This is a genomic window from Stenotrophomonas rhizophila, from assembly GCF_003751305.1.
GTDB lineage: Bacteria > Pseudomonadota > Gammaproteobacteria > Xanthomonadales > Xanthomonadaceae > Stenotrophomonas > Stenotrophomonas rhizophila_B.
Genome location: NZ_RJKV01000002.1, coordinates 244,789 through 269,015, shown reverse-complemented (window position 1 = coordinate 269,015; position 24,227 = coordinate 244,789). Strand labels below are relative to the sequence as shown.

The window sequence follows — 24,227 nt, the reverse complement described above, 5'->3', positions numbered from 1 at the left end:
GCTCCGGCAATAATGGCGGCCTGCCTTCCGCCGAGTCGCCATGCCTTCGTTCGAAACCCGCGTCAGCCGCCTGTGGGCGCATGAGAAGGCCAGCTATGGCCTGCGGGTGTTCATTGCGTTGTCCGCGGCGATGGGGCTGTGCTGGTACCTGGACCAGCTGCCTGCGCTGCCTGGCGTGTTCCTGGGCATCATCGCCAGCGCGATCGCCGAGACCGACGACAACTGGTGGGGCCGGATCAAATCGGTGGCCCTGTCACTGGTGTGCTTCGTGGCCGCCGCCGCCGCGGTCGTGGTGCTGTTCCCGCATCCGTGGTGGTTCATCACCGCGCTGGCCGCCGCGACGTTCGGGCTGACCCTGCTCGGCGCGCTCGGCGAGCGCTACGCCTCCATCGCGCAGGCCACGGTAACGCTGGCCATCTACACGATGATCGGGCTGGAGCAGCACGGCGCGACCGATCTGCCCCAGGCGATCAACGCGGTCAGCCACCTGCTGGCCGGTGCGGTCTGGTACGCGCTGCTCTCCATCCTGTGGACCGCCCTGTTCGCCAACCGGCCCGTACGCGAGCGGGTCGCGCGCCTGTACCTGGAACTGGGCCGCTACCTGCAGCTCAAGGCCGATCTGTTCGAACCGGTGCGCGATGCCGACGTGCAGAAGCGCCAGCTGGCCCTGGCCGAGCAGAACCGGCGCGTGGTCGAAGCGCTGAACATCGCCAAGACCGCGATCCTGGCGCGCTTCGGACGCTCCGGCCGGCCCGGCGTGCAATCCGGCCTGTACCTGCGCCTGTATTACATGGCCCAGGACTTCCACGAGCGCGCCAGCTCCTCGCACTACCCCTACGGCGCGCTCACCGAGGCGTTCTTCCACAGCGACGTGCTGTACCGCTGCCAGCGCCTGCTCGCGCTGCAGGGTGAGGCCTGCGCCAACCTGGGCCAGGCGATCCGCCTGCGCCAACCGTTCCAGTACGGCGAGCGCACCAAGCAGGCCACTGCCGATCTCACCGATTCGCTGACCTGGCTGCGCGCCCAGCACAACCAGCAGTGGCAGCGTCTGCTGGCCTCGCTGGAACTGCTGGGCCACAACCTGCAGAGCATCGAACGTCGCCTGTCCGAGGCCGAGAAATCCGAGTCCACCCTGGACAACGTCGATACCCGCCTGCGCGATACCAACCCGCATACCCTGCACGAGATGGGCGTGCGCATCCGCCAGCAGCTCACGCCCGGCTCGGTGCTGTTCCGGCATGGCCTGCGCATGGCGCTGGCGCTGATCGTCGGTTTTGCCGCGATCCGGCTGTTCAACGCCCAGAACGGCTCGTGGGTACTGCTCACCATCGTGTTCGTGTGCCGCCCGCACTTCGGTGCGACCCGCCAGCGGCTGGCGCAACGGATCGCCGGCACGCTGATCGGCCTGGTGCTCACCTGGGCGCTGATGCAGCTGTTCCAGGACCTGCGCATCGAACTGCTGATCGCCCTGCTCTCGGCGCTGCTGTTCTTCTTCACCCGCAGCGATCGCTACCTGGTGGCGTCTGCGGCGATCACGGTGATGGCACTGACCTGCTTCAACCTGATCGGCGATGGCTTCCTGCTCATCTGGCCGCGCCTGGTGGATACGCTGCTGGGCTGCGCGATCGCCGCGGCGGCCGCGTTCCTGATCCTGCCCGACTGGCAGGGCCGGCGCCTGAACCTGGTGATGGCGCGCGTGCTCGACAACTGCGCCAAGTACCTGCACGCCGTGCTCGGCCAATACGGCAGCGGCATGCAGGACGATCTGGCGTACCGCATCGCACGGCGTGACATGCACAACGCCGATGCGGCGCTGTCCACCGCGTTGTCGAACATGCTGCGCGAGCCCGGCCACGTGCGCCGCAACCTGGATGCCGGCTTCCGCTTCCTGGCGCTGTCCAACACTCTGCTTGGCCATCTCTCCGCACTGGGCGCCCACCGCACCCAGCTGGACAGCTACGGCCAGGATCCGCTGGCGCTGTCTGGCGGTGAACGGGTGCAGCAGGCGATGCAGCAGATCGCCAGTGCGCTGCAGCAGCGCGAGCCGGTGGCCGAAGACGCCAACGAGGGCGATCGGGCCCTGGCCGAGCAGCTGGAGCAGATCCCGGACGACATGCCGCCCAAGCTGCAGCTGATCCGCACCCAGATGGGGCTGATGCTGCGCCTGCTGCCCAAGCTGCGGGGCGCTGCCAACGAGGCCGCGCGCACGTTGAGGTAGGTATCGACCGTTGGTCGATACGGATGTTGAACGTGTCACGGCCAACGGTCGTGAGCTACCGCCCCGGGGCGACGCGCGCCGTTGCCATGCTGCGCCAACAGGGAGAATGCTAGGCTGCGCCGGTTCGCAAGGAGTCTCCATGTCCGGCCATAGTCAGTTCGCCCTGCTCAAGCAGCGCCGTTTCCTGCCGTTTTTCATCGTCCAGTCGCTGGGCGCGTTCAACGACAACGTCTACCGCCAGGCCATCATCGCGCTGCTGTTCTTCCTCGGCACGCCGATCGAAGAGCGCTCGCTGTATACCAACCTGGCGCCGGCGATCTTCATCCTGCCGTACTTCCTGTTCTCGGCGCTGGCCGGCCAGATCGCGGAGAAGCTGGAGAAATCGCGGCTGATCGTGATCACCACGACCATGGAAATCGCGATCATGTCGCTGGCCGCGCTTGGTTTCCTGACCGAGAGCATGCCGGTACTGCTGGTCGCGCTGTTCTGCACCGGCATGCAGTCCACCCTGTTCGGACCGGTGAAGTACTCGGTGCTGCCCTCGATCCTCAAGCCTGAAGAGCTGACCGGCGGCAACGGCCTGGTCGAGATGGGCACCTCGCTGTCGATCCTGACCGGGATGATCGCCGGCGGCCTGATCTTCGCCCTGTCCGGCAGCCATGGTCCGATCGTGGCCGCCACCGCCGTGATCGTGCTCGCCGTGGCCGGCAACCTGACCGCACGCATGATCCCCAAGGTCGATGCCGGCGCGCCGGACCTGAAGATCCACTGGAACCCGCTGCCCGAGTCGCTCGCGGTGCTGCGCATGGCCAAGAAGCAGAAGGCCGTGCGCAACGCGATCCTGGGCGTGTCCTGGTTCTGGTTCGTCGGCACGATGCTGACCTCCCAGCTGCCGACCTATGCCGAGGTCAACCTCGGCGGCGGCTCCCTGCTCTACATCTTCGCGCTGGCCCTGTTCTCGCTGGGCACCGGCACCGGTTCGCTGCTGTGCGAGAAGCTGTCCGGGCGCACCGTGGAAATCGGGCTGGTGCCGCTGGGCGCGTTCGGCATGACCGCCTTCATGCTCGACCTGTACTTCGCCCGCGTCGGCGAAGCGGCGACGGCCGGGCTGTCGATCTGGCAGTTCGTGCAGGCCCCGGGCAGCGCGCGCATCATCATCGATCTGATCGGCATCGGCCTGTTCACCGGCTTCTTCGTGGTACCGCTGTTCGCCCTGATCCAGAGCCGCACGGCCAAATCGGAAATGTCGCGCGTGTTCGCCGCGCTCAACATCCAGAACTCCGGCTTCATCGTGCTGGCGGCGGGGCTGGGCCTGCTCACCCAGCGCGTACTCGACTGGACCATCCCGCAGCTGTTCCTGGCGCTGGCGATCGCCAATGCCGTGGTGTCGATCTACATCTTCACGATCGTGCCCGAGTTCCTGATGCGCTTCCTCAGCTGGGTGATGGTGCGCGCGCTGTACCGGCTGCGTCCGCATGGCATCGAAGCCAACGTACCGGACGAAGGGGCGGCACTGATCGTATGCAACCACGTCAGCTACATGGACGCGCTGATCCTGTCGGCGACCCTGCCGCGCCCGGTGCGCTTCGTCATGTACTACAAGATCTTCAACATCCCGGTGATGCGCTGGATCTTCCGCACCGCAAAGGCCATCCCGATCGCCGGCGCACGCGAAGATCCCGCGCTGATGCAGGCCGCCTTCGATGAGGTGGACAAGGCGCTGGCCGAGGGCGAGCTGGTCTGCATCTTCCCGGAGGGCGCGTTGACGCGCGATGGGCAGATGGGCGCGTTCAAATCGGGCGTGGAGAAGATTCTCGAACGTCGCCCGGTACCGGTAGTGCCGATGGCGCTGCGCGGGATGTGGTCGAGCATGTGGAGCCGCCGCGACACGCGCCTGGGCCGCATGCGTGTGCCACGCCGTTTCCGCGCGCATGTCGAGGTCGTCGCATCTGCGCCGATCGCAGGCGAGGTCGCCACCGCGCCGATGCTGGAAACCCAGGTGCGGCAGCTACGTGGCGATCAGGCGTGAGCCCCGCGCTGCCTGCATGTAACCGTATACATAGAGGCAGGCACATCGGTTAGATTACCGCCCGGGACACCTCGTACGCACCCACCCACCCAAGCAAATGGAGTTTCGCTGATGAATGCCACTGCCCCCCTGCCGCCCGCCCCGGGCAGCATTCCGAACCACCTGATCTGGTCGATCGTCGTCACCATCCTGGCGTTCTTCGTGTGCTGCCTGTCGTGCCTGAGCTTCCCGGGCATCGTCACCGGCGTCGTCGCGATCGTATTCGCCAGCAAGGTCAACGGACTGCTCAACCAGGGCGACCTTGAAGGCGCACGTCGTGCCTCCAAGAACGCCAAGATCTGGGCCTGGGTCACCACCGGCTTCCTGATCGCCGGCGTCGTGCTGTTCGTGATCTCGCTGGCCTTCATGGGCGTGGACGGTTACATGGAACAGATGCAGCAGTTCCAGCAGCAGATCGAAAGCAACAGCTGATGATCGCGCTGCACGGCAAGCGCTGGTTGCTGGCGATGTTGCCACCGGCCGCCTTGGCGGCCGGTGCGGGGATCTGGGTGCTGCGGCACTACGACCCCAACAGCGCCAGCAGTCCGTTCCCGCCGTGCAGCTTTCTGGCGGTCACCGGGTATTACTGCATCGGCTGCGGGCTGACGCGTGCACTGCACGCGCTGGCTCATGGCGATGTGGTCACCGCCTTTTCGATGAATCCCCTGGCCATGCTGATGCTGGCCATCGCCCCGCTGGTACTCGGTTGGGCACTGGGCTGGCGACCACGCGCGCTGCAGCCGTTGATCACGCTGCTGATGAAGCCCGCTTTCTGGCTGATCCTGCTGCCCGCATACTGGATCGCACGCAACCTGCCGTGGGTGCCGTTTACCTGGTTGGCGCCGGGCTGACCCGGACCATCAGGTGACCCAACCGGCGATCACCAGCAGCGCCAGCACCGCCATCCACAGCAGCAGCATGCGCCACACCAGGCTCATCGCATCGCGCAGTTCCGGCAGACGACGCCACACCGGCACCATCCCCGCATCACTGTAATCATGCGCATCCTCGCGAAGCTCGGCGCTCACGCTTGCCCGCGCGACCGCACCGAGGAAGTGTGTCGAGGCCGACCACTGATTGCCGTGCGCCTCGCGCCACGCCTTGAACGCGGTATCGAAATTGCCGACCAGCGCCATCGACAGTGACATCAACTGCGCGACCGGCCACTCCAGCCAGGCCAGCACCACGCGCGCACCGGCGACCGCTTCCACGCTGGCCAGCGAGCGCATCGGGCCAACCGCCAGCAAGGCCAGCAGGCGATACAGCAGCGCACCGACCGGGCCCAGCAGCAGGAACCAGAACAGCACTGCGAACCAGCGCCGCAGCGCGTTGAGCACCGTTGCTTCGACGAGCGAGGGGACGTCTTCCTGCAGGCTGCCACCGGCGGACTGCAACTGTGCGATCGCCAGGTGGCGGGCGTGGGCGTCATCGGCGTCGATCACCGTCTCGACGTCGCGGTCCAGATCGCGCGGACCCCAGCACATCACCAGTACCAGCACGCCCAGCAGCAGCGACGGCAGGCCGTAGACGCGGTCATCGAACAGCCACTGCAGCAGGCCCAGCACCGCCACGAACGGCAGCACGGCCAGCCAGGCGCCCTTGCGGCCGCGCCAGAAGCCGTCTTCGGCGGCGTGCCGGTCCAGCCACTGCAGCCAGCGCCGGTACAGGCCGAAACGCCGCAGCGCGACGGCCACGCCCGGCGCGACATGGCCCAGGGCCAAGGCAACCAGCACGGCGACCAGGGTGGTGAACATGTAAGCCTCCGGCTCGGGACGTGGAACGCGCCGCTACTATGCCTTGCGGCCCGGCAATTCCCCGGGCCGTTGGTAATGTACCGCGCCGCGTGTTCAGCCGGCGGCAACGGCAGGCGCCCCTCAGGCGACCTGTTGGCGGTACCAGTGTTCGATCAGGCTGCGCGAGATCGAGATGGGCGGGGACAGACGGATGCCGTCGCCGTCATCCTCGACATCCCGGGCCAGCGCCGCGCCCACGTCCTCGGCAGTGAACCAGCGCGCATCTTCCAGTTCGCCGTTCACGGTCGGCACGTCGTCTTCGGCCGTGGCGGCGAAGCCGAGCATCAGTGCGCCCGGGAACGGCCACGGCTGGGTGCCCAGGTAGCGGCACTCACGCACACGTACGCGGCTTTCTTCGAAGACCTCGCGGACCACGGTCTGCTCCAGCGATTCGCCGGGCTCCACGAAGCCGGCCAGCACCGAGTAACGGCGCGGGGCCCAGTTGGCCTGGCGGCCCAGCAGCAGCCGGCCCTGGTTTTCCACGGCCACGATCACCGCCGGATCCACGCGCGGGTAGTGTTCGGTGGCGCACTGGCCACACCGGCCGACGAAGCCGCCGCGGCTGAAGGTCACCGCGCCACCGCACACCCCGCAGAAGCGGGTGCGCGACTGCCAGTAGGACATGCCCCGGGCGTAACAGAAGGCGGTGGAATCGGCGATGGACCAGGTGGCGGCAGACTGGCGCAGATCCACGCGCTGCGGCGCGGCCACCGTCACGGCGGCGGCCTCCAGCGAGAACCACGCCTGCTCGCCGCGCAGGCCGAGGAAGATCGCGGTGCCGGGCCCGCCGCCGAGATCGGCGCCGGTCAATGCCAGTGGCTGACCGTCATCGCCGGCCAGGGCCGTGCCATCGGGATCGAGTACCAATACGCGCGCGTCCGGCCACAGGCGCAACAACGCATCGGCGTCATCGCGCAGGGTATCGGCGCGCTCCAACGGCTCGCTGACGAAGGCGAAACCGGAAAGCTGCGGAGTAAATGTGGACATCGCAAGAGCCTGCCCACATTCGGCGGGGCTGGCAAGCGGCAACCGACCGTTTGGCCGGTTGCGCGCACATCACATGCTGAAACTGCTGCCGCAGCCGCAGGTGGTCTTCGCGTTCGGATTGCGGATCACGAACTGCGCGCCGGTCAGGCTTTCGGTGTAATCCACCTCGGCGCCCATCAGGTACTGCAGGCTCAGCGGATCGACCAGCAGCGTGACGCCGGCGGTATCCACGGCCAGATCGTCTTCGGCGCGGTTCTCGTCGAACTCGAACCCGTACTGGAAGCCGGAACAACCGCCGCCTTCGATGTAGACGCGCAGGGCGAGGGCAGCATTGCCCTCATCCTGGATCAGCTCCTTGACCTTGGCCGCAGCGGCCTCGGTGAAGTTCAGCGGACGGTCCAGGGACTGGTAGTTCGGCGCGGCGGCGGGAGCGCCGGGCAGGGAAACAAGCGTGCTCATGCCCCCAGCATGGGGGTGCATGAGCACGGTTTCAAGCTCAGGCCATCGCCTCGGCCAGCTTCTTGCGGGCCGCGGTGTCCTTGCCCTTGCCCTCGTCCGCATCCCCGGACGGCGGCGGCAGGGCCATCTGCGCCGAGGTGTGGATCAGGCGGCCGGTCAGCTGGGCGCCGGCGTGCATTTCCACCACCTGGTAATGGATGTTGCCGGTCACCCGGGCGCTCGGGGTCAGTTCGACCCGCTCGGTGGCGTGCACATCCCCGTCCAGGCGGCCGCTGATGACCACCACCTGGGCGCGGATCTCACCCTCGATGGCGCCATGCTCGGCCACCGTCAGGGTGGCGTTGCTGGCGCCGTCCTGGGCGATCACTTTGCCCAGGATGGTGCCTTCCACGTACAGACCACCGCTGAATTCCACGTCCCCGCGGATCACCACCTGCGCGCCGATCAGCGCGTCCACGACAAGATGTCCGTCGCGGTTGGATTTGTTGCTGCCAAACATGGGCTTATTCCCCTTCTTTTGCCGATGCCGCCGGTGCGCCGGCCTGCTTCCAATCGAATACCTGGGTGGCGCCCCCCGCGCCTGATCCCAGCGTGACCCGCACACGTTGCGGGGTGAAGCCTTGCGGCAGCATCACGCTGCCGGTGAGCTGCTGGAAGTACCGGAAGGAATAGTCCTGGCCCGGCACCTTGGTGCGCTGGTGCAGCTCGTCCCAGCTGACCGAGGTCAGCTTGCCGTCCTTGACGCCTTCCACCGTGAAGCGCATCTGCCCTTGGCTGATCGCCCCGCGGTTCAGGTTCTGGGTCAGCACCACGGCGTACTGCCAGGTGCCGCCGGTCTCCGGCGCGAACTCCACCGAATGGGTGTTCAGGCCCTTGCGCTGGCTGGTCGCACCGACCAGACGCTCGTAGAAGGCCACGTCGGCACGCAGGCCGGCGATTTCTTCGTCGCGCTCGCCCAGCGAGGCCTGGACCTCGGTGTTGGCGGCGCGGCTGATGCGGTCGGACGCCTGCAGGGTCGCCTGATGCTGCTGCAGCTCGATGAGCTGCTGCTGGAGGCGCTCATTGCGGGTTTCGGCGGCCTTGAGCTGGGTGCCGACGTCACCGCCGGGCGAGCCCAACCAGGCGCCAAGCAGCGCGGCCAGGACCAGCGACAGCAGCCAGGCCCCGCCCAGCACCAGCAGGCGCTTGCGGTCCTGCACGGGCGGCGCGCCCGGCCGGCGGATCTGGATGCGGGAAGGTGTGGGTTTATTCATGGCAGTCCTGGGCGACTGCGCCTGCCGGCGCTGTCGCAACGGCCCCTGTCTGGAACGACGGGCTAGTGTAAGTCAGGGGAAAGACCTTGTCCGCGCAGGACCGGGATCGGGGCAGTGGCGTTCATGGACGTCATCCACGATAGTGTGCGCCTGTGCACATTCTGCAGCCGGAGCGCGTGCCATGACCGAAGCCCACCTGTTCGTGATCGGTATCCTGCTGGCCTGGCTGGCCGGTATCCGCGTGTACCTCACCGTGTTCGGCGTCGGCCTGGCCGGGCTGCTGGGCTGGGTCGATCTGCCACCCGCGCTGCAGGCCACGGAGTCCTGGTGGGTGCTGGGCACCTCGGCCGCGCTGGCCATCGCAGAATTCTTCGCCGACAAGATTCCCGGGGTCGATTCGGCCTGGGATCTGGTCCAGACGCTGGCCAGGGTGCCGGCCGGTGCGTTCCTGGCCGCCGCCACGCTCTCGCCCAGCGGCGAGCTCAGCGGCACCGCACTGGTGGCCGGCGCCGGCGTCGCGCTGGCCAGCCACGGGCTCAAATCCGGTACCCGCGCCCTGCTCAACACCTCGCCCGAACCGGCCAGCAACTGGGTCGCCTCGGCCGCCGAAGACACCGTGGTGGTCGGCGGACTGGCGCTCGCCCTTGCCCACCCATGGCTGGCGCTGATCCTGGTGGTGGCGTGCAGCCTGATCGGCGCCTTGATCGTGTGGATGATCTGGCGGACGTTGTGGAAAGGCGTGCGCTGGCTGATGCGCCAGGCCGACAGTGGCCAGACGCAGGTCAAACCGGGAACCCTGCCACGGTAATGCGCGCCCTGCCCTCGGGCGTTCGTCGCATAATTGCGGCGCAGACTGGGAGTACTGATGGCCGTTCACGACAACGTTGTTGCACCCCCTCGCGCCGTGCGCGCTGAAACGCCGCCGGCCGACCACTGGCAGCGCTGGCAGCGCCCAGGTGCGCCGGCGCCCGTGGCCAACAGCAATGTCATCCCGCTCAATGCCGCACCGGCCAGCCCGCCGCCCCTGCTGCCGCCGCTGCCCACCGATGCCAGCCAGATGATCCCACCCGGTATCGACTCGCCGTACCGCGTCCTGATCGTCGAGGACGACCGCTCGCAGGCCCTGTTCGCGCAGAGCGTGCTGCACGGTGCCGGCATGCAGGCGCTGGTGCACAGCGATGCCGAGGGCGTGCAGCAGGCCATCGCCGAGCACCGCCCCGATCTGATCCTGATGGACCTGCATCTACCCGGGCTGGATGGGATGCGCCTGACCGCGCTGATCCGCCAGCAACCGGGCCAGCAGCTGCTGCCGATCGTCTTCCTCAGCGGCGACCCGGATCCGGAGCGCCAGTTCGAGGTGCTCGACAGCGGCGCCGATGATTTCCTCAGCAAGCCGATCCGCCCGCGCCATCTGATCGCGGCCGTGTCCAACCGGATCCGCCGCGCACGTGCCCAGGCCGCCTCGCAGGCGGGCAACGCCGGCGCGCCGGCGATGAACAACCCCGAGACCGGCCTGCCCACGCGCCATCACGTGATGCAGCAGCTCGGCGCCTCGCTTGCCCATCGCGATCGCGGCGGCGTGTTCTTCATCGAGATCGCCAGCGCGCTCGGCCTGCGCGAACGCTATGGCTACGCGGCCTTCGAGCGGCTGATGACCCAGGCCGGTCAGCGCTTGGCCGATGCCGCCCAGCCCCACCTGCTGGCACGCCTGAACGACAACAGCTTCCTGGTGCTCGCCCGCAATGCCGACGAGGACACCCTGGATGCGATGGCGCATGCACTGCGCGAGCAGCTGTCCACGCGCGCCTTCGTGATCCGCGATGACGAATCGGTCCACCTGCGCGGCGTGGTCGGGCATGCCCAGCTTTCGCCGGGCTTCCCCGATGCGGGCAGTGCACTGGAAGCGGTCGAGCGCACCACCCTGCAGGCCCGCCTGCTGACCGCGGGCGTGGCCGCCTACGTGCGCCGCGAAGATGTGGCCGCGCAGGAACACCTGGCGTTGCTTGAAGGGCAGCTGGAACTGGCCTACCAGCCGATCGTCGCCGTGGCCGGTGGCAACACCGCGCAGTACCAGGTGCTGCTGCGGCTGCGCCAGGCCGATGGCAGCGTGCTGGCGGCCGGGCAGGTGATTCCGGCCGCCGAAGCGGCCGGGCGCATCGCCGATCTGGACCAGCAGGTGCTCGACCATGCGCTGGGTCTGCTGGATCTGTACCGCCACGCCGCGCAGCCGCTGCACCTGTTCGTCTCGCAGTCACTGCGCACCCTGGCCCGCGATGCCTTCGGCGACTGGCTGCTGGAATCGCTGGCGAGCCGGCAGATTGACGGCAGCGCGCTGGTCATCGACGTGCGCCTGCCCGATGCGCTGATCCACACCGTCACCCTGCAGCAGTTCTGCACCCGCATGCATGCAGCGGGCGTGCGCTTCTGCCTGAGCCAGTTCGAGCCGGGCGATGAAGCCAATGCGCTGATGTCGCAGCTGCCGTTGGCCTTTGTGCGCATGGCGGCGCGCTTTTCCAACAGCCACACCAACCAGCAGACGCGTGACGAACTGCGTGCGGCGATCGATCTGGCGCACCGCGCCGGGCTGCGCATCATCGGCCAACAGATCGAAGACCCGCAGGCAGCGGCCGCGATGTGGATCGGCGGGGTCGATTTCATCCAGGGCAACATGGTCCAGTCCGCCGGCAGCGAACTGAACTTCGACTTCCAGAACTCGGTGCTCTGAGCATGGGACGCCACGGACGGCCAGCCCCCTCCTCCACCCCGGCCTCGCTGTGGATCAGCGCTGCGGCGGCCGCAGTCTGCGCCACCGCTGGCGTGATGGCGCGGATCGGTGCCAATGGGCCGTGGATCGACATCGCCGCCGGCACCGGCCTGCTGGCACTGATTGCCGGCATCCAGGCGGTACGCCGCTGGCGTGACGCGCAGGACCAGCTGGAGACGCTGCAGCGGCGCAATGAGGCACTGGTGCTCGAGCGCGATCAGCTGCAGCAGCGCCGTCAGCAGCAGAACCAGCTGGAACAGGAACTGCTCGGCGCCAAGCAGGCCGCCGAAGCCGCCGCATTGGCCAAGGGTGAATTCCTGGCGACGATGAGCCACGAGATCCGCACGCCGCTCAATGGCATCCTGCCGATGCTCGATCTGATCGCGCGCGGCCAGCTCGGCAGCGACCAGCGGCAGATGCTGCAGACCGCCGCCACCAGTTCGCAGCAACTGCTGCGCATCGTCGATGACATCCTCGATTACTCGCGGCTCGAGGCCAAGGGCCTGAACCTGGAGATCACCACGTTCAATCTGCGCGAACTGCTCGAAGGTCTGGTGCAGTTGATGCAGCGCGCCGCCGATCCCAAGGGCCTGCAGCTGTCGCTCGAGCTGGATCCCGCGGTGCGCCTGTCCGTCCGGGGTGACCCGGTGCGCCTGCGCCAGGTGCTGAGCAACCTGCTGGTCAACGCAATCAAGTTCACCGAGCGTGGGCACATCCGGCTGCGCGTGCAGCGCCAGGGCGAGACCAACGCGCAGCACCAGCTGCGGTTCGAGATCGTCGACAGCGGTATCGGCATCGACGAGGCGCTGCAGGCGCGCCTGTTCCAGTCCTTCAGCCAGGCCGACGCCTCGACCACGCGCCTGTACGGCGGCACCGGGCTCGGCCTGGCGATCTGCAAGCGCATCATCGACCTGATGCACGGCCGCATCGGCGTGCACTCCACGCCCGGGCACGGCGCCACGTTCTGGTTCGAGATTCCGCTGCTCAAGGTGATCGGCGATCTGCCTGCCGCGCTGAGTGCGCGCCGTGCCCTGCTGGTCACGCGCGACCCGTTGCTGGCCCAGCGCATCGAGCGGGTGACCCAGCACCATGACCTGCGCCTGCACACGGTGGAGACCAGTGCCGAGGCGATCGATGCCCTGCGCGCGCCGCAGCGCCGTGGCATCGATCCAGTGCTGGCCTGGGTGATTGCAGACACCGATGGCCTGCGCCTTGGCGCCCAGGCCCTGCAGAACGCGGTGGCCGGCAATGAGCGGCACCCGGAGGCGCAGCTGCTGTGGCTGTATGGCGATGAGGCGCCCGTGCCCGAGGCGCTTGGCCCCGGGCCGGCCCTGTCGCGGCTGGCCGCCGATAGCGAGCTGCATGCGGTGTTGCGCCCGGTGGTGCCCAGTGCGCGCCCGGCCGCGCTGCTGGCCGAGGTGGAATATGCCGGCTCGCCCACGGCGCTGCCGCAGTTCCCACTGCGTCTGCTGCTGGTGGAAGACAACAGCGTCAATCTGCTGGTCGCTCAACGGCTGCTGCAGGTGCTCGGCTGCGAGGTGGTCACTGCCACCCAGGGCGAACAGGCACTGGAGGCGCTGCGTACGCAGACGTTCGATCTGGTGTTGATGGATTGCCAGATGCCTGTGCTGGATGGCTACGACGCCACCCGCCGTTGGCGCGCCCATGAGTCTGCACAGGCTGCGGCGCGGTTGCCGATCGTGGCGATGACCGCCAATGCGATGGCCGGCGACCGTGAGCGCTGCCTGCAGGCGGGCATGGACGATTACCTGTCCAAACCGATCAACCGCGAAACGCTGCAGGTCGTGTTGGCACGGTGGAGCAGCGTGATGGCCAATGACACCGCCTCGACGCCGCCACTGGCCACGCCATCGGCGCTGACCCCGGCACCGTCGCCCCCCGCACGCGACGAAACGCCCGCTGCGGTACTCGACCAGGACGTGCTCGATGAACTGCTGGACGTGATCGGCGCGGACACGGCGCGCATCATCGGGGTGTTCCTCGATGACACCCCGCCGTTGATCCGGCAGTTGCAGGATGCCTCGGTCGCCGCGGATCTGGACCAGCTGCGGGCGCTGGCGCACAGTCTCAAATCGGCCAGTGCGAACGTGGGTGCGATGGCCCTGTCGGCCGCGGCCTGGCGGATCGAGCACGATGCCCGCGCCGGCACGCTGGAGCGCCCCGCCGTGGCGGTGGCGCTGTTGATCGCCGAGTTCGCGCGTGCACGGATCGCGCTGGCCGGCTATCACGCCCGCCTGCGCGTCCCGCTGCAGGGCTGACTCAGTCTTCGATCTTGGTCAGCAGGTAATTCGGCTCACCGATGCGCTCGATCAGGTCCAGCTGGGTTTCCAGCCAGTCGATATGCTCTTCCTCGGACTCGAGGATCTTCACGAACAGCTGGCGGCTGACGTAATCCCCGATCGAATCGGCATACGCCACAGCCTCGCGCAGCGTGACCACGCCATCGCGTTCCAGGCTGAGGTCGCACTGCAGGATCTCGGCCGGGTTCTCGCCGATGCGCAGCTTGCCCAGCGCCTGGAAGTTCGGCAGGCCTTCGAGGAAGAGGATGCGGTCGGACAGGATGTCCGCATGCTTCATCTCTTCGATCGATTCCTTGTACTCGTGATCGGCGAGTTCCTTCAGGCCCCAGTTCTTCAGCATCTTGGCGTGCAGGAAGTACTGGTTGATCGCGGTCAGCTCGTTGTAGAGGACCTTGTTGAGGAATTCGATGACTTTGGCGTCGCCCTTCATGAGCGTGCTCCTGCTGCGTGGAATCGCGGGCACTGTAGCGCGTCGCGCGCAGGCATGAAGGAACGCGAATCGTGCTCAGTTGCGGCCCGCAACGGAGCGGGCCCAGCTCAGGCGGCTTGCAGGCCGAGAACCGGCAGCGGCAGGTCGTGGGTGGCGCTGAACTTGGCCAGCAGGTCCGCCGCCATGTCCAGGCAGGAACCGCAGGTCGCGCCGCAGCCGGTGCGCATCGTCAACTCGGACACGCTCACGACACCGCTTTGCGCGGCTTCGCGGATCTGATGGTCGGTAACCCCGTTGCAGATGCAGACGTACACGTGCGGACTCGGCAGACAGGCCCGGATTGGCCTGCTGCTATTCCAATGGAAACGCGAATGGTTGTCAATTTCGAACCTGAATCATTCTCGATACGGTTCAGAGCCGCCGTAAATCGCTCAGACGGCGCCCGGCTCGCCCTTGGCCTTGCTGCGCGGCCAGTAGCCGCCACCCCGCTTGGGCGTGGTGCGCTTGCGCGGCCGGTCGTGACCGGCGGCGTTGCCCGGCATCCAGGCTTCCTGGGCGGACTTGGGCATTGTTTCCACCCCCGTCCCTGCCACCCCCCGTGCCAGCGGCGCCAGATGGCGCAGGGCACGCGCATAGACGCCCCGCTTGAACATCACCACATGTTCGACCGGGTACCAGAAATCGACCCAACGCCACTGGTCGAACTCGGGGCTGTCCGTATGGTCCAAGGTGACGTGGGATTCGTCTCCCGCCAGCCGGAGCAGGAACCACACCTGCTTCTGGCCGATACAGACCTGCCGTTCATTGCGGCGGATGGCCCGTGCCGGCAGCCGATAGCGAAGCCAACCCGGCGTCGCCCCGAGCACTTCAACGTGCTCCGGCAACAACCCGGTTTCTTCCTGCAACTCACGATACATGGCTTCGACAGGCGTCTCGTCGGTGTTCATGCCGCCCTGCGGGAACTGCCAGCCATCCCGGCGCACACGTCGTGCCCAGAAAACCTGCCCATCCTGCCGCATCAGCACAATACCGACGTTCGGTCGATAGCCGTCCGGATCGATCACGATGCGGACTCCTAGAAAAATCTACTGATCGGGACTGTGCCACGCCCGCTGCCCACTCACAAGCGCGGTGAAAAAGTATTGACAGATTCCGAATACATCTCCAGAATTGCCGGCTCCCTGAGGCTATGTAGCTCAGCCGGTTAGAGCACAGCACTCATAATGCTGGGGTCGGTGGTTCGAGTCCACCCATAGCCACCAAGTCCGCTTGGTTTTTCAGGGAGAAAGTGCAATAATTGCACGCACATTTTGCCCCGTCGCCAAGCGGTAAGGCACCTGACTCTGACTCAGGCATTCGGTGGTTCGAATCCATCCGGGGCAGCCAAACAAAACAAAAGGCCTGATCGAAAGATCAGGCCTTTTGTTTTGTTTGGGCGGCTGACTGGGCGCACAGCGCCCAGTGCCCCAACCTTGCGGAGCAAGGTTGGGGCCAGCCTTCTTTGCCTCCACATCCCCGCGCCTGGCGGCGCGCCCCCTTGGACGCCAAGGGGGCTGCTTCACCAGAGAGAGGGTGCACGGCCGACACCGGGCCCATGCCGGGCCGCGAAAGCAGCCGACCAGCGGTCGGCACTACCAACGGCGCTACCCCACATGAAACAGCGGCGAGCGCACCGGTGACGCCGGAGGCGTCGCCAGCCCTTGCTGCATCCGTCTGACAGCCAGCTGATCTGCGCGGCGGACACCCACCCCCGGAAACGACAAAAGCCCGGCCGAAGCCGGGCTTTTGCGTACCTCCCAGGGGGATCCCGAAGGATCCCACGCCAGGCGCGATGGATCAGCGCTTGGAGAACTGGGTGGCGCGACGTGCCTTGTGCAGGCCGACCTTCTTACGCTCGACTTCACGGGCGTCACGGGTCATGAAGCCAGCCTTGCGCAGCTCGGACTTCAGGGTTTCGTCGTACTCGACCAGTGCACGGGCGATGCCCAGACGGATCGCACCGGCCTGACCGGTGGTACCACCGCCAGCGGCGGTGACCATGATGTCGAAGCTTTCGGTGTTCTTGGTCAGTTCCAGCGGCTGACGCACGATCATGCGTGCAGTCTCACGGCCAAAGAACTCGTCCAGCGGACGGCCATTGACGGTGATGTTGCCGGCGCCCTTGCGCAGGAACACGCGGGCGGTGGAGGACTTGCGGCGGCCGGTGCCGTAGTTTTGCGTGATAGCCATGATTAGATATCCAGAACCTGAGGCTGCTGAGCGGCGTGCGGGTGCTCGGAACCCGAGTACACCTTGAGCTTGCGGTACATGGCGCGGCCCAGCGGGCCCTTCGGCAGCATGCCCTTGACGGCGGTCTCGATGACACGCTCCGGGTGGCGCTCAAGCGCCTGGGCCAGAGTTTCGGTCTTCAGGTTGCCGATGTAGCCAGTGAAACGGTGATACAGCTTGTCCTGCAGCTTGTTGCCGGTGACGGCAATCTTTTCTGCATTGATGACAACCAGGTAATCACCGGTATCAACGTGAGGGGTGTAAACCGGCTTGTGCTTGCCGCGCAGACGGCGGGCCAGCTCGGTGGACAGACGGCCCAGCGTCTTGCCGGATGCGTCGACGAGATACCAGTCGCGCTGGACGGTCTCGGACTTTGCAGTGAAAGTGCTCATGAAAGAACTCTAGTAGGTCGGGCTCATTACGGCGCAGTACGGCCGGAACTCTGCCACGCGTTGTGAAGAGGCGGGATTGTACTGGCCATGTCCGCCACATGCAAGTTGACCGGATTCCGGCTTGGCACGCCGGTCCGCGGGGGCGAGAATCGACAGTCCCCCGCCGCGACACTTCCTGCCATGACCGCGCTCCGCCAGATCACGCCGCTCGACCACCTGCTGACCGAAGCCCAGCGAGCCCTGGATACCGTGTTCGGCAATCCGCCGGCCAGCCGCCCCTACCCGGCCGAGGCCACCCCGGACGTGCAGATGGCCGCTCCCGAGCGCCGCCACGCGGCCGGGCTGATGCGCATCAATCATGTCGGCGAGGTCTGCGCCCAAGGCCTGTACTTCGGCCAGGCCGCCGTGGCCCGCGAGCCGGAAACCCGCGCGCACCTGCTCGACGCCGCCCAGGAAGAGACCGACCACCTGGCCTGGTGCGCCCAGCGCCTGCGCGAGCTGGACAGCCGCCCCAGCCTGTTCAACCCGATCTGGTATGCCGGCAGCTACACCATCGGCACCCTGGCCGGCCTGCGCGGGGATGGCTGGAACCTGGGCTTCGTGGTCGAGACCGAACGCCAGGTCGAAGCGCATCTGGACGAACACCTGGACACCCTGCCCCCGGCCGATCTGCGCAGCCGTGAGGTGATCAAGGTGATGAAGATCGACGAGGCCCGCCACGCCGACCACGCCGAGCATGCCGGCGCCCGGAAGCTGCCCGCACCGATCCCGTCGGTGATGGCGCTGGCCTCCAAGGTCATGAAGACCATCGCGTACCGCCTTTAAGCCTCCACCGCGCCGCGTGCATCGGGTGAAAAGCCCCCCTGAGTCAGCGGGGCGCCGCGAAGCGTCGAGGGTATGGGTGTTCAGTGAGCCGGGGGGCCCACGGTTCGCACAGCGAACCGTGGGAGCGCCAGCGCGAATGCGAGGGCGTTACCCCGAGACCAGCTTCAGGCCGATCACACCGGCCACGATCAACGCGATGCAGGCCAGCCGCGACGGCGAGGCGCTGTCGCCGAACAGGAAGATGCCCAGCATCGCCACGCCCAGCGCGCCGATACCGGTCCAGATCGCGTACGCCGTGCCGACCGGAATGGATTTCATCGCCTGGCTCATCAGGTACAGGCTGACCAGCGCCGCGCCAACGGTGGCCAGGGTGGGAAGCGGCTTGCTGAAGCCTTCGGAGTACTTCATTCCGATGGCAAAGCCGATCTCGAACAGACCGGCAACGAGAAGATAGATCCAGGGCATGGGGATTCCTTGGGTTAACAAAAGCAAAACGGCCCGGTGTTTTCACACCGGACCGTCGTCGGTAGCTGCCGTGGAACCGGGTTTTGCGCAAACACCGGTTCCACAGGGCGGGCCGTCCCGCCTGAACGAGGCCGCCCGGGCCAGGCCCGGGCGACATCGCGAAGTGCCTTACTCGGCCAGATTGCGCCCATGGAACAGCTCTTCGATCTCACGGCGCAGCAGCGCCTCGATCTTCATGCGTTCCTTGAACGACAGGTTCTTGGCCTTCTCTTCGAACAGGTACTGGTCCAGGTCGAAGTCCTTCAGGTGCATCTTCGTGTGGAAGATGTTTTCCTGATAGACGTTGACGTCGAACATCTCGTAACGGGACTTGATGTTCTTGGCCAGGAAGTTCTGGATCGAGTTGATCTTGTGATCGATGTAGTGCTTCTTGCCCTTCACATCGCGGGTGAAGCCACGCACGCGGTAATCCATGATCACGATGTCCGATTCCAGACTCTCGATCAGGTAGTTCAGCGCCTTCAGCGGGGAAATCACACCACAGGTAGCCACATCGATGTCCGCGCGGAACGTGGCGATGCCCTCCTGCGGATGGGTTTCCGGGTACGTATGGACAGTGATGTGGCTCTTGTCCATGTGCGCGACCACGGCATCGGAGATCAGCTCCTTGCCGGCCTGCTTCTTGTCGATCACCGGCTCTTCCGAGATCAGGATCGTCACCGAGGCACCCTGGGGGTCGTAGTCCTGGCGGGCCACGTTCAGGATGTTCGCGCCGATGATCTCGGCAACGTCGGTCAGGATCTGAGTCAGCCTATCGGCGTTGTACTCTTCATCAATATATTCGATGTAACGCTGACGCTCCTCTTCGGTGCGGGCGTAACAGACGTCATAGATGTTGAAGCTCAGCGCCTTGGTGAGGTTGTTGAAACCCTGCAACCTCAGGCGAGGCAACGGCTTGACCACGGCGGTCGATCCTGTGTGTGGTGGGAAAGAAGCAAGTATGGGGCAAAGTGATCGGACGCGAAACTTGCATTGAAACGAGTAGGTGTGTTCGGTTTGCCCTTCACAATTGGGATCGTTAAGCTCGCGGCACATAGCCGTGAATTCTTCATGAGCAATCGGAGCGCCTCAACGTGTCAACTGTGCGCCTTGCCGCAAGTCCATTAGCCCTGGATATCGCAACAATCGATCGCTTCCTGGCACACAGCCACCGCCGACGCTACCCCGCCCGTACCGATGTTTTCCGCCCGGGCGATCCGGCCGGCACCCTGTACTACGTGATCAGTGGCTCCGTCTCAATAATGGCTGAGGAAGATGACGATCGTGAGCTGGTGCTGGGCTACTTCGGCTCCGGTGAGTTCGTCGGTGAGATGGGCCTGTTCGTCGAATCGGACCGCCGCGAGGTGATCCTGCGCACCCGCACCCCGTGCGAACTGGCCGAGATCAGCTACGAGCGCCTGCATCAGCTGTTCCTGGGGCCGCTCTCGGCCGATGCCCCGCGGCTGCTCTACTCGATCGGCCAGCAGCTCTCCAAGCGCCTGCTCGACACCAGCAGGAAAGCCAGCCGCCTGGCCTTCCTGGACGTCACCGACCGCATCGTGCGGACCCTGCACGATCTCTCCCGCGAGCCGGAGGCGATGAGCCACCCGCAGGGCACCCAGCTGCGCGTGTCGCGCCAGGAACTGGCCCGCCTGGTCGGCTGCTCGCGTGAAATGGCCGGCCGCGTGCTCAAGAAACTCCAGACCGACGGGCTGCTGCATGCCCGCGGCAAGACCGTCGTCCTGTACGGCACCCGCTGATCCTGCCCGCGTAGTGCCGGCCGCTGGCCGGCAACCACGCAGATCCACACCCATGCCCGTCGACATGGACGGGGTTGCCGGCCAGCGACCGGCACTACCTGCCCATTTGCCGCTAGGCTGTTCGCATGGAACTTGGCAGTGAATTCTATTGGTTCATCCTGATCGGCCTCGGCGCGCAGCTGGTCGATGGCGCGCTGGGCATGGCCTTCGGGTTGATCTCCTCCTCCGTGCTGCTCAGCATGGGCCTGCCGCCAGCAGCGGTCAGCGCCAGCATCCACACCGCCGAAGTCTTCACCACGGGGGCCTCCGGGGTCTCGCACCTGGTCGCCGGCAACGTGGACCGCCGGCTGTTCCTGCGCCTGGCGCTGCCCGGCGCGGTCGGCGGCGTGGTCGGCGCCTACGTGCTGACCCAGCTTCCCGGTGACGTGATCCGCCCCTTCATCTATATGTATCTGCTGGTGCTGGCCATCTTCATCCTGCTGCGCGCGGCCGGACGGATGCTGCCGGCCCAGGAAGTGAAGCGGGTGCCCCTGCTGGGATTCGTGGCCGGCCTGCTGGATGCCAGCGGTGGCGGCGGCTGGGGTCCGGTGGCGACGTCCACCCTGCTCGCCCGCGGCGGCCAGGCCCGCACCACCATCGGCACGGTCAACGCCGCCGAGTTCGTGGTGACCCTCGCCGTGTCGATCACCTTCCTGCTGACCATGGGCGTGCAGTACCTGAACATCGTGGCCGGCCTGCTGATCGGCGGCATGATGGCTGCACCGGTGGCCGCGATCCTGGTCAAAAAGGTCAAGGAGCGCTGGGTGCTGATCGCCGTCGGCGTGCTGGTGCTGGGCATCAGCCTGTTCCAGATCGGGCATGCGATCGTGCAGTGGCGCGCAGGCTGAGCCGGACGCGACACCTTTCCAGCCCCTTTCAGGCTATTTCAACGTCGCATCAGACCTTGTCACCGGCCCGATCCACGCAGCCCCAGTTGAGCACGGGGGTGCCCGGCGGCAGCACCTGGCGGAAATAGTCCACCCGTGACGCCTTCGGATTGACCACCACCGGCGCCGCCGCGGCCAGCAACAGCGGCAGGTCGGCGCTGCTGTCGGAGTAGGCCGTGGCGATCTCGCCATAACCGCGCTCGCGCAGCATCCGCATCTTTTCTTCGTTGTGGCAGTGGCGGGTGGCGATGACCGCGCCCAGGAACGGGCCGACCTCGCTGCCGATCACCGGCACGCCCTGGTGCGCCACGAAGGCCAGGATTGCGCGGGCCAGTTCCGGCGGTGCGCCGGTAGCGACCACGACGCGGTCGCCGGCGGCACGGTGACGCGCGAACACCTCCAGCGCCACGGGCAGCAGGCGGCGGCGGATATCGGCCTCGTGCTTGAGGACGTAGCGGTCGATCACCTTGTTGAACTCGCGCGCCCGGTGCAGGCCGAACGTGGCGATCCAGACATAGCCGGAAATGCCGCGGCGGCGGGTGGGCAGGAAGGCCACCAGCGGACCGAGCAGCGGCGTGGCGACCAGGGCGGCCAGCAGCCGCAGCGGGTTGCGCTTGATCAGCCAGGCGAACAGATGGCTGCCGGAATCGCCGTCATACAGGGTGTGATCGAAATCAAAGACCACCAGCGGGGCGTCGTCGCGCGGCGTTGGATAGATCGCTGTCATGCGCTGAAGAATAGCTGACGCAGGCCCTCGCCGGGCTCTTCCACGCGCATGAAGGCCTCACCGACCAGGAACGCGTTGACCCCGGCTTCGCGCATCACGCTGACATCGGCCGGGCCGAGGATGCCGCTTTCGGTGACCAGCAGGCGGTCGCGCGGCACGGCCTGGCGCATGTCCAGCGTGGTCTGCAGCGACACCTCGAAGGTGCGCAGGTTGCGGTTGTTGATGCCGATCAGCGGCACCGGCACCTGGATGGCGCGCTCGAGCTCGTCGATGTCGTGCACTTCCACCAGCACGTCCATGCCCAGCTGCATGGCCAGGTCGGACAACTCGGCCAGCTGGCGATCGTCGAGGGCGGCCACGATCAGCAGGATGCAGTCCGCACCGAGCACGCGCGCTTCATACACCTGATAGGCATCGATCACGAAGTCCTTGCGCAGCACCGGCAGCGTGCACGCTTCACGCGCCTGCTGCAGGTAGGCGTCGCTGCCCTGGAAGAAATCCACGTCGGTCAGCACCGACAGGCAGCTGGCCCCACCGAATTCGTAGCTCACCGCGATGTCGGCCGGATGGAAGTCCGGGCGGATCACGCCCTTGGACGGGCTGGCCTTCTTGATTTCGGCGATCACGGCGGGGTTGCCAGCGGTGATCGAGGCGCGCAGCGCATCCGCGAAGCCGCGCACGGGCGGAGCCTGCTCCACGCGCGCAATCAGTGCTTCAAGCGGCACCTGGGCCCGGCGTGCGGCGACTTCTTCGGCCTTGCGGGCCAGGATGGTATCGAGGATGTCGCTCATGTCATTGGGGTCCTGGAGGCCGGCCATTATCGACCAGCCCCGCTGAATTCGGAAAACGCAGGCTCAGACGGCCCCGCGGATGCGGCGGGTGGCGGCGACGTACTGCTCCATCCGCGAGCGCGCACTGCCATCGGCCAGCACCGCACGGGCACGGGCCAGACCATCGGCGATGCTGTCGGCGACACCGGCCACGTACAGCGCGGCGCCGGCATTGAGCGCGACGATGTCGAGCGCCGGGCCGGGCTGGTTGTCGAGCACACCCCGCAGCATCGCGATGGATTCCTCCGGGCTGTCCACCTTGAGATTGCGGCTGGCCGACATCGCGATGCCGAAGTCTTCCGGATGGATCTCGTACTCGCGCACCTTGCCGTCGCGCAGCTCGCCGACCAGCGTACCGGCGCCGAGCGAGATCTCATCCATGTTGTCGCGGCCCCACACCACCAGCGCGCGCTCGGCGCCGAGTTCGCGCAGCACGCGCGCCTGGATGCCGACCAGATCCGAGTGGAACACGCCCATCAGCACGTTGGTCGCACCCACCGGATTGGTCAGCGGGCCGAGGATGTTGAAGATCGTACGCACGCCCATTTCGCGGCGCACCGGCGCGACGACCTTCATCGCCGGGTGGTGCATCGGTGCGAACATGAAGCCGATGCCGGTTTCGGTGATCGCGCGCGCGACCTCGTCCGGCTGCAGATCGATGATCGCGCCCAGCGCCTCGACTGCATCGGCACTGCCGGACTTGGAGGAAACACTGCGGTTGCCATGCTTGGCCACCTTGGCCCCGGCCGCAGACACCACGAACATCGCGCAGGTGGAAATGTTGAAGGTGTGCGAACCATCCCCACCGGTGCCGACGATATCCACCAGATGCGTCTTGTCCTCCACCGGTACCGCGAGGGCGAGCTCGCGCATCACGGTGGCGGCACCGGCGATTTCGCCGATGGTTTCCTTCTTGACGCGCAGGCCGGTCAGGATCGCGGCGGTCATCACCGGCGACACTTCACCGCGCATGATCTGCCGCATCAGGTCGACCATTTCGTCGAAGAAGATTTCGCGGTGCTCGATGGTGCGCTGCAGGGCTTCCTGGGCGGAGAAGGTCATGCGGGGTCCTTTGTGATGCAGATGCGGCGCTCTCAGCGCTGCAGGAAATTCTTCAGCAGGGCGTGGCCATGCTCGGTGAGGATCGACTCGGGATGGAACTGCACGCCCTCGACCGGATACTCGCGATGGCGCAGTCCCATGATCTCTTCGATCGAGCCATCCGCGTTCTCGGTCCAGGCGGTCATTTCCAGGCATGCCGGCAGCGTGGTCTTGTCCACCACCAGCGAGTGGTAGCGCGTGGCCTGGTAACGGTCCGGCAGGCCGGCGAACACGCCCTTGCCTTCATGGCGGATCGGCGAGGTCTTGCCGTGCATGATCGTACCGGCGCGGATCACATCGCCGCCGTAGACCTGGCCGATGCTCTGGTGGCCCAGGCACACCCCGAGGATCGGCGTGGTCGGGCCGAGCCGGCGGATCAGCTCCAGCGACACGCCCGCTTCGTTGGGCGTGCACGGGCCGGGCGAAATCACGATGCGCTCGGGCGCGAGCGCGGCGATTTCATCGACGCTCAACGCGTCGTTGCGCACCACCTTGACCTCGGCGCCCAGCGTCTGCAGGTACTGCACGAGGTTGTAGGTGAAGCTGTCGTAGTTGTCGAGCATCAACAACATGGTCAGGGTCCGTCTTGAATGGGGAAGTG

At 66.6% G+C, this 24,227-nt stretch carries 26 protein-coding genes and 2 tRNA genes; 12 read left to right on the top strand and 16 right to left on the bottom strand.

The annotated features are described in order from the left end of the window. The first annotated feature begins 40 nt into the window (after nucleotides 1–40). The 4 genes from yccS to EDF74_RS09860 all read left to right on the top strand — a co-directional run bounded on the left by yccS (nucleotide 41) and on the right by EDF74_RS09860 (nucleotide 5,137). Nucleotides 41–2,218: a YccS family putative transporter gene (gene yccS / locus EDF74_RS09875; protein WP_123729976.1), complete on the top strand. Its 2,178-nt coding sequence runs from the start codon at nucleotides 41–43 to the stop codon at nucleotides 2,216–2,218. A gap of 139 nt (nucleotides 2,219–2,357) precedes the next feature. Further along, nucleotides 2,358–4,247, top strand: a complete 1,890-nt coding sequence (locus EDF74_RS09870) for an MFS transporter (protein WP_123729975.1) — start codon at nucleotides 2,358–2,360, stop codon at nucleotides 4,245–4,247. Between the two features lie 111 nt (nucleotides 4,248–4,358). Continuing rightward, a complete protein-coding gene (locus EDF74_RS09865; RefSeq protein ID WP_123729974.1) occupies nucleotides 4,359–4,718 on the top strand; it encodes a CD225/dispanin family protein in 360 nt (119 codons plus the stop codon). Then, nucleotides 4,718–5,137, top strand: coding sequence for a DUF2752 domain-containing protein (locus tag EDF74_RS09860; protein WP_123729973.1), 420 nt, complete (start codon nucleotides 4,718–4,720; stop codon nucleotides 5,135–5,137). Before EDF74_RS09865 ends, EDF74_RS09860 begins: the two co-directional genes overlap by 1 nt. Nucleotides 5,138–5,146: 9 nt before the next feature. Here the strand turns inward: EDF74_RS09860 and ampE are convergent, their stop codons facing one another. The 5 genes from ampE to EDF74_RS09835 form a co-directional block, all read right to left on the bottom strand. Continuing rightward, the gene (ampE, locus tag EDF74_RS09855; protein ID WP_123729972.1) at nucleotides 5,147–6,040 is read right to left on the bottom strand and encodes a regulatory signaling modulator protein AmpE; all 894 of its coding nucleotides are present in this window, start codon (nucleotides 6,038–6,040) and stop codon (nucleotides 5,147–5,149) included. A gap of 120 nt (nucleotides 6,041–6,160) precedes the next feature. Beyond that, complete coding sequence (gene nudC / locus EDF74_RS09850; protein ID WP_123729971.1) at nucleotides 6,161–7,066, bottom strand: NAD(+) diphosphatase; 906 nt, start codon at nucleotides 7,064–7,066, stop codon at nucleotides 6,161–6,163. A 69-nt stretch (nucleotides 7,067–7,135) separates the two neighbouring features. Further along, nucleotides 7,136–7,525: an iron-sulfur cluster insertion protein ErpA gene (gene erpA / locus EDF74_RS09845; RefSeq protein WP_019185327.1), complete on the bottom strand. Its 390-nt coding sequence runs from the start codon at nucleotides 7,523–7,525 to the stop codon at nucleotides 7,136–7,138. Nucleotides 7,526–7,562: 37 nt separating this feature from the next. Further along, on the bottom strand, nucleotides 7,563–8,024 hold the full coding sequence (locus tag EDF74_RS09840) for a bactofilin family protein (protein WP_046273056.1): 462 nt from the start codon (nucleotides 8,022–8,024) through the stop codon (nucleotides 7,563–7,565). A 4-nt stretch (nucleotides 8,025–8,028) separates the two neighbouring features. Then, complete coding sequence (locus tag EDF74_RS09835) at nucleotides 8,029–8,778, bottom strand: DUF6776 family protein (RefSeq protein WP_123729970.1); 750 nt, start codon at nucleotides 8,776–8,778, stop codon at nucleotides 8,029–8,031. Nucleotides 8,779–8,959: 181 nt separating this feature from the next. Here EDF74_RS09835 and EDF74_RS09830 point away from each other — a divergent pair, with 181 nt between their 5' ends. The 3 genes from EDF74_RS09830 to EDF74_RS09820 are packed head-to-tail and all read left to right on the top strand — an operon-like array spanning nucleotide 8,960 to nucleotide 13,821. After that, entirely contained in the window at nucleotides 8,960–9,586 is a 627-nt protein-coding gene (locus tag EDF74_RS09830; RefSeq protein WP_123729969.1) for a DUF4126 domain-containing protein, read from the top strand. 57 nt (nucleotides 9,587–9,643) lie between these two features. Beyond that, complete coding sequence (locus EDF74_RS09825; RefSeq protein ID WP_123729968.1) at nucleotides 9,644–11,503, top strand: EAL domain-containing protein; 1,860 nt, start codon at nucleotides 9,644–9,646, stop codon at nucleotides 11,501–11,503. Between the two features lie 2 nt (nucleotides 11,504–11,505). After that, nucleotides 11,506–13,821 carry an ATP-binding protein gene (locus EDF74_RS09820; RefSeq protein WP_123729967.1) on the top strand — a complete coding sequence of 772 codons (2,316 nt, stop codon included), beginning with the start codon at nucleotides 11,506–11,508 and terminating at the stop codon, nucleotides 13,819–13,821. A gap of 1 nt (nucleotide 13,822) precedes the next feature. Here EDF74_RS09820 and bfr read toward each other — a convergent pair whose 3' ends face one another. The 3 genes from bfr to EDF74_RS09805 all read right to left on the bottom strand — a co-directional run bounded on the left by bfr (nucleotide 13,823) and on the right by EDF74_RS09805 (nucleotide 15,357). Continuing rightward, entirely contained in the window at nucleotides 13,823–14,293 is a 471-nt protein-coding gene (gene bfr, locus EDF74_RS09815; protein WP_019185321.1) for a bacterioferritin, read from the bottom strand. Between the two features lie 107 nt (nucleotides 14,294–14,400). After that, on the bottom strand, nucleotides 14,401–14,607 hold the full coding sequence (locus tag EDF74_RS09810) for a (2Fe-2S)-binding protein (protein WP_088433582.1): 207 nt from the start codon (nucleotides 14,605–14,607) through the stop codon (nucleotides 14,401–14,403). A gap of 117 nt (nucleotides 14,608–14,724) precedes the next feature. Beyond that, nucleotides 14,725–15,357 (bottom strand): RNA pyrophosphohydrolase, encoded by a 633-nt coding sequence (locus EDF74_RS09805; RefSeq protein WP_121040607.1) that lies wholly within the window; start codon nucleotides 15,355–15,357, stop codon nucleotides 14,725–14,727. Nucleotides 15,358–15,478: 121 nt separating this feature from the next. Here EDF74_RS09805 and EDF74_RS09800 point away from each other — a divergent pair. Both EDF74_RS09800 and EDF74_RS09795 read left to right on the top strand, forming a co-directional pair. Further along, nucleotides 15,479–15,555: transfer RNA gene (locus EDF74_RS09800), tRNA-Met, on the top strand. Nucleotides 15,556–15,604: 49 nt separating this feature from the next. Further along, nucleotides 15,605–15,679, top strand: a tRNA-Gln gene (locus tag EDF74_RS09795). 450 nt (nucleotides 15,680–16,129) lie between these two features. Here the strand turns inward: EDF74_RS09795 and rpsI are convergent. Next, a complete protein-coding gene (rpsI, locus tag EDF74_RS09790) occupies nucleotides 16,130–16,522 on the bottom strand; it encodes a 30S ribosomal protein S9 (RefSeq protein ID WP_017354549.1) in 393 nt (130 codons plus the stop codon). A 2-nt stretch (nucleotides 16,523–16,524) separates the two neighbouring features. Continuing rightward, nucleotides 16,525–16,953, bottom strand: a complete 429-nt coding sequence (rplM, locus tag EDF74_RS09785) for a 50S ribosomal protein L13 (RefSeq protein ID WP_017354548.1) — start codon at nucleotides 16,951–16,953, stop codon at nucleotides 16,525–16,527. Nucleotides 16,954–17,133: 180 nt separating this feature from the next. Between rplM and coq7 the strand changes: the two genes are divergently transcribed. Next, a complete protein-coding gene (gene coq7, locus EDF74_RS09780) occupies nucleotides 17,134–17,778 on the top strand; it encodes a 2-polyprenyl-3-methyl-6-methoxy-1,4-benzoquinone monooxygenase (RefSeq protein WP_123729966.1) in 645 nt (214 codons plus the stop codon). A gap of 147 nt (nucleotides 17,779–17,925) precedes the next feature. Here coq7 and sugE read toward each other — a convergent pair whose 3' ends face one another. Both sugE and speD read right to left on the bottom strand, forming a co-directional pair. After that, nucleotides 17,926–18,243: a quaternary ammonium compound efflux SMR transporter SugE gene (gene sugE / locus EDF74_RS09775; RefSeq protein ID WP_123729965.1), complete on the bottom strand. Its 318-nt coding sequence runs from the start codon at nucleotides 18,241–18,243 to the stop codon at nucleotides 17,926–17,928. 168 nt (nucleotides 18,244–18,411) lie between these two features. Beyond that, nucleotides 18,412–19,206 carry an adenosylmethionine decarboxylase gene (speD, locus tag EDF74_RS09770; protein WP_019185315.1) on the bottom strand — a complete coding sequence of 265 codons (795 nt, stop codon included), beginning with the start codon at nucleotides 19,204–19,206 and terminating at the stop codon, nucleotides 18,412–18,414. Nucleotides 19,207–19,376: 170 nt separating this feature from the next. On the opposite strand from speD, the gene crp reads away from it, so the two are divergent. Together crp and EDF74_RS09760 are read left to right on the top strand one after the other, a co-directional pair. Continuing rightward, complete coding sequence (crp, locus tag EDF74_RS09765; RefSeq protein WP_123729964.1) at nucleotides 19,377–20,042, top strand: cAMP-activated global transcriptional regulator CRP; 666 nt, start codon at nucleotides 19,377–19,379, stop codon at nucleotides 20,040–20,042. Between the two features lie 125 nt (nucleotides 20,043–20,167). Further along, nucleotides 20,168–20,929 carry a sulfite exporter TauE/SafE family protein gene (locus EDF74_RS09760; RefSeq protein ID WP_123729963.1) on the top strand — a complete coding sequence of 254 codons (762 nt, stop codon included), beginning with the start codon at nucleotides 20,168–20,170 and terminating at the stop codon, nucleotides 20,927–20,929. 49 nt (nucleotides 20,930–20,978) lie between these two features. Here the strand turns inward: EDF74_RS09760 and EDF74_RS09755 are convergent, their stop codons facing one another. The 4 genes from EDF74_RS09755 to EDF74_RS09740 all read right to left on the bottom strand — a co-directional run bounded on the left by EDF74_RS09755 (nucleotide 20,979) and on the right by EDF74_RS09740 (nucleotide 24,198). Then, a complete protein-coding gene (locus EDF74_RS09755; RefSeq protein ID WP_123729962.1) occupies nucleotides 20,979–21,695 on the bottom strand; it encodes a haloacid dehalogenase-like hydrolase in 717 nt (238 codons plus the stop codon). Beyond that, nucleotides 21,692–22,486, bottom strand: a complete 795-nt coding sequence (gene trpC, locus EDF74_RS09750) for an indole-3-glycerol phosphate synthase TrpC (RefSeq protein ID WP_019185311.1) — start codon at nucleotides 22,484–22,486, stop codon at nucleotides 21,692–21,694. Before trpC ends, EDF74_RS09755 begins: the two co-directional genes overlap by 4 nt. 63 nt (nucleotides 22,487–22,549) lie before the next feature. Continuing rightward, complete coding sequence (gene trpD, locus EDF74_RS09745; protein WP_123729961.1) at nucleotides 22,550–23,587, bottom strand: anthranilate phosphoribosyltransferase; 1,038 nt, start codon at nucleotides 23,585–23,587, stop codon at nucleotides 22,550–22,552. Nucleotides 23,588–23,619: 32 nt separating this feature from the next. Continuing rightward, entirely contained in the window at nucleotides 23,620–24,198 is a 579-nt protein-coding gene (locus EDF74_RS09740; protein WP_123729960.1) for an anthranilate synthase component II, read from the bottom strand. Nucleotides 24,199–24,227: the final 29 nt, after the last annotated feature.

Bases quoted from the DNA above. Each gene is read 5' to 3' on its own strand.
- yccS (WP_123729976.1), top strand. From the start codon at position 41: ATGCCTTCGTTCGAAACCCGCGTCAGCCGCCTGTGGGCGCATGAGAAG.
- EDF74_RS09870 (WP_123729975.1), top strand. From the start codon at position 2,358: ATGTCCGGCCATAGTCAGTTCGCCCTGCTCAAGCAGCGCCGTTTCCTG.
- EDF74_RS09865 (WP_123729974.1), top strand. From the start codon at position 4,359: ATGAATGCCACTGCCCCCCTGCCGCCCGCCCCGGGCAGCATTCCGAAC.
- EDF74_RS09860 (WP_123729973.1), top strand. From the start codon at position 4,718: ATGATCGCGCTGCACGGCAAGCGCTGGTTGCTGGCGATGTTGCCACCG.
- ampE (WP_123729972.1), bottom strand. From the start codon at position 6,040: ATGTTCACCACCCTGGTCGCCGTGCTGGTTGCCTTGGCCCTGGGCCAT.
- nudC (WP_123729971.1), bottom strand. From the start codon at position 7,066: ATGTCCACATTTACTCCGCAGCTTTCCGGTTTCGCCTTCGTCAGCGAG.
- erpA (WP_019185327.1), bottom strand. From the start codon at position 7,525: ATGAGCACGCTTGTTTCCCTGCCCGGCGCTCCCGCCGCCGCGCCGAAC.
- EDF74_RS09840 (WP_046273056.1), bottom strand. From the start codon at position 8,024: ATGTTTGGCAGCAACAAATCCAACCGCGACGGACATCTTGTCGTGGAC.
- EDF74_RS09835 (WP_123729970.1), bottom strand. From the start codon at position 8,778: ATGAATAAACCCACACCTTCCCGCATCCAGATCCGCCGGCCGGGCGCG.
- EDF74_RS09830 (WP_123729969.1), top strand. From the start codon at position 8,960: ATGACCGAAGCCCACCTGTTCGTGATCGGTATCCTGCTGGCCTGGCTG.
- EDF74_RS09825 (WP_123729968.1), top strand. From the start codon at position 9,644: ATGGCCGTTCACGACAACGTTGTTGCACCCCCTCGCGCCGTGCGCGCT.
- EDF74_RS09820 (WP_123729967.1), top strand. From the start codon at position 11,506: ATGGGACGCCACGGACGGCCAGCCCCCTCCTCCACCCCGGCCTCGCTG.
- bfr (WP_019185321.1), bottom strand. From the start codon at position 14,293: ATGAAGGGCGACGCCAAAGTCATCGAATTCCTCAACAAGGTCCTCTAC.
- rpsI (WP_017354549.1), bottom strand. From the start codon at position 16,522: ATGGCTATCACGCAAAACTACGGCACCGGCCGCCGCAAGTCCTCCACC.
- rplM (WP_017354548.1), bottom strand. From the start codon at position 16,953: ATGAGCACTTTCACTGCAAAGTCCGAGACCGTCCAGCGCGACTGGTAT.
- coq7 (WP_123729966.1), top strand. From the start codon at position 17,134: ATGACCGCGCTCCGCCAGATCACGCCGCTCGACCACCTGCTGACCGAA.
- sugE (WP_123729965.1), bottom strand. From the start codon at position 18,243: ATGCCCTGGATCTATCTTCTCGTTGCCGGTCTGTTCGAGATCGGCTTT.
- EDF74_RS09760 (WP_123729963.1), top strand. From the start codon at position 20,168: ATGGAACTTGGCAGTGAATTCTATTGGTTCATCCTGATCGGCCTCGGC.
- EDF74_RS09755 (WP_123729962.1), bottom strand. From the start codon at position 21,695: ATGACAGCGATCTATCCAACGCCGCGCGACGACGCCCCGCTGGTGGTC.
- trpC (WP_019185311.1), bottom strand. From the start codon at position 22,486: ATGAGCGACATCCTCGATACCATCCTGGCCCGCAAGGCCGAAGAAGTC.
- trpD (WP_123729961.1), bottom strand. From the start codon at position 23,587: ATGACCTTCTCCGCCCAGGAAGCCCTGCAGCGCACCATCGAGCACCGC.
- EDF74_RS09740 (WP_123729960.1), bottom strand. From the start codon at position 24,198: ATGTTGTTGATGCTCGACAACTACGACAGCTTCACCTACAACCTCGTG.